Consider the following 3,144-nt stretch of genomic DNA (forward strand, 5'->3'; position numbering starts at 1 on the left):
CGGCCGGCGCCATGCTGGGCGACGGCGACGGCGGCGCGATCGCGGTCGGCGCCCTGGCCGGCGGCGCCATCGGCGCGGCCACCGCCAAGGACAAGCGCCATCACCGCTACAGCAGCCGCTATGACGAGCGTCGCCCGTACTACAGCGACACCCGCTACGGCTACAACGACCGCTACGACCGTCGCGACCATCGCGATCGCTACGACAGCCGCTACGACTATTACGGTCAGCGCCGCTAAAGCTTGGCCGCTGACAAGCTAGGCAAGACGCCGCCCCTTTCCGGAGGGGCGGCGTTTTTTGCGCTTAAGGGTCGAGGAAAAACACCGCGCTCACTGTGCGGCGCGCGAAATCTGCTATAGCGCGCATGACAGGACGACGTGCTTCGACGCGTCGGAACCAAGGGAGCGCACGACAGGCGACATGGCAGGCCCCGGCATCGCCGTTCGAGGACCCAGAAGCCTGCTTCGCCAGATCCGCGAGGCCATGGCCGGCGGCGGACCCGCCCAGGCCAAGCTCGACATGGTGGTGCGCACCATCGCCGTCTCGATGGTCGCGGAAGTCTGCTCGATCTATCTGCGCCGCGCCTCCGGGGATCTCGAGCTTTTCGCCACCGAGGGTCTGTCGCGCGACGCCGTCCACGTCACCCGGATGAAGCCGGGCGAAGGCCTGGTCGGCGAGACCATGCGCCTGGGCCGGCCGCTGAACCTGTCGGACGCCGCCAGCCACCCGTCGTTCTCCTATCGTCCGGAAACGGGCGAAGATCCCTACCACGCCTTCCTGGCGGTGCCGCTGCTGCGCGGCGGCCGGGCCATCGGCGTGCTCGTCGTCCAGAACCGCACCGAGCGGGTCTACGAGGACGAGGAGGTCGAGGACCTGCAGATCATCGCCATGGTGCTGGCCGAGATGGTCAGCTCCAGCGAGCTCCTGGGCGCGGACGAACTCAAGGACGTCGAGCTGGCGCCGCACAAGCCCGAGCGGCTGAAGGGCGCGCGCTTCGCCGAGGGCCTGGCTTATGGCGTGGCCGTGCTGCACGAGCAGCCAGTGGCCCCCGAACAGCTGCTGTCGGACGACGCCCTGGCCGAGGAGGCCCGGCTGAAATGGGCCATCGAGGCCCTGCAGACCCAGATCGATGAGATGCTGGACGGCCAGCACGGCCTGGTCGGCGCCAGCTACGAGGTGCTCGACACCTATCGCCTGTTCGCCCACGATCGGGGCTGGAACCGGGGGCTGCAGGAGGCCGTGCGCTCCGGCCTGACGGCGGAAGCCGCGGTGGAGCGCGTGCGCTCCGAGCACCGCGCGCGCCTGGGCCAGGCCCGCGACCCCTATCTGCGCGAGCGGCTGCACGACCTGGAAGACCTCAACGACCGGCTGCTGCGCCACCTGTCGGGCGACGTCCACGCCGTGCGCCAATTGCCCGAGGACGCCATCCTGATCGCGCGGAATCTCGGTCCCGCCGACCTGCTGGAATACGACCGCACCAAGCTGAAGGGGATTCTGCTCGAAGAGGGCTCGGCCGCCAGCCACGCCGGCATCGTGGCCCGGGCGCTCGACATCCCGTGCGTCGGCCGCCTGGCCGGCCTGCGCGACCGGGTCAGCGAGGGCGACCCGGTGGTGGTCGACGCCGAGACGGCCGAGGCCTGGCTGCGCCCGCGCCCCGACGTCGTGAAGGCCCTGAAGGCCCGGATGGAGGTCCGCGCCCAGCGCAAGGCCGAGTTCGCCCGCCTGCGCGACACGCCGGCCTTCACCCGCGACGGCTCGAAGATCACCTTGCTGATGAACGCCGGCCTCGCCGTCGATCTCGACATCCTGGGCGAGACGGGCGCGGAGGGCATCGGCCTGTTCCGCACCGAGTTCCAGTTCATGGTCGCCGAGGAGATGCCGCGGCTGGAGGCCCAGACGGCGCTCTACGAGAAGGTGCTGGAAGCCGCGAACGGCATGCCGGTGACCTTCCGCACGCTCGACCTCGGCGGCGACAAGCTGCTGCCGTACATGGAGCTGGAGCGCGAGGACAATCCGGCCCTGGGCTGGCGCGCGGTGCGCATGGGGCTGGACCGTCCGGCCCTGCTGCGCCTGCAGATCCGCGCCCTGATCAAGGCCGCCGCCGGCCGCGAGCTGCGGATCATGTTCCCACTGGTGGCCAATGTGGACGAGTTCCGCGCCGCCCGCGCCTTCGTCGACCAGGAAGTGGCCTGGGCCCTGAAGCGCGGCCGTCCCGCGCCGGCCCGCCTGGACGTCGGGGCGATGGTCGAGGCCCCGTCGCTTCTGTGGCATTTGGACGCGTTGCTGCCGATGACCGACTTCGTTTCGGTCGGCACCAACGACCTGATGCAGTACCTGTTCGCCGCCGACCGGGGCAATCCGCGGGTGTCGGACCGCTACGACCCGCTGTCGCCGGCGGCTCTGCGCGCGCTGAAGACCATCCAGCAGGCCTGCGAGGACACCGGCACGCCGGTGTCTGTGTGCGGCGAGATGGCGGGCCGTCCGCTGGAGGCTTTCGCCTTGGTGGCCTTGGGTTTCGACCGCCTGTCGATGCCCCCGGCCGGCATCGGTCCCGTCAAGCAGATGGTGCTGTCCTGCGATCGCGAGGCCGCCCGCCGCAACGTCGAAGCTCTGCTGAAAGGGTCCGGCGGGTCCTTGCGGGGCGAGATCGAAACCTTGGCCAGGAAGCTCTATGTGGCCGTCTAGACTGAGGGCGCGTTAACCTTGCGGCCAAGTTTAGTGCATTGAATCCGGCTACTTACTTTGATATCCACAATCAAATGTTAACAAAGGCCGGCTAGAGTCGGCGCAAGATCGGTCGGACTCTCGTGCGACGCGAATTTTCTGGGGTGATCTGTTCGTCATGCCGCTCGACACGGGCAGGGTGAGTCATTTGAGTCTGGTCGCCGAGGGCGACCGGGACGAGGCTGGGGCCATGACGGCCGGGCAGCCTTCGGTCGATCACGGCGTCGACCTGGGCGAAGCCCTGCGCGCCGCCCGCCTGTTCCACGGCATGACCTTGCAGGACGTGGCCGACGCCACCCGCATCCGCCAGGCCTATGTCGAGGCGCTGGAGGACATGCGCCTGGACGAACTGCCCTCGCGGCCGTTCACCATCGGCTACATCAAGGCCGTGGCCAACCTGCTGCACCTGGACGCCGAGGC

2 protein-coding genes and 1 pseudogene are annotated in these 3,144 nt (G+C 69.2%); all 3 read left to right on the forward strand.

What is annotated here, in order from left to right; all coding sequences use genetic code 11:
* Positions 1-239, forward strand: a pseudogene (locus DMC18_RS26380) (hypothetical protein); the annotation flags it as partial.
* 181 nt (positions 240-420) lie between these two features.
* Positions 421-2,685, forward strand: coding sequence for a phosphoenolpyruvate--protein phosphotransferase (gene ptsP, locus DMC18_RS24845; RefSeq protein ID WP_110120208.1), 2,265 nt, complete (start codon positions 421-423; stop codon positions 2,683-2,685).
* A 157-nt stretch (positions 2,686-2,842) separates the two neighbouring features.
* The coding region (locus tag DMC18_RS24850) for a RodZ family helix-turn-helix domain-containing protein (protein WP_146218217.1) at positions 2,843-3,144 on the forward strand (302 nt) is incomplete at its 3' end.

Source organism: Caulobacter sp. D5, assembly GCF_003185805.1.
Classification (GTDB): domain Bacteria; phylum Pseudomonadota; class Alphaproteobacteria; order Caulobacterales; family Caulobacteraceae; genus Caulobacter.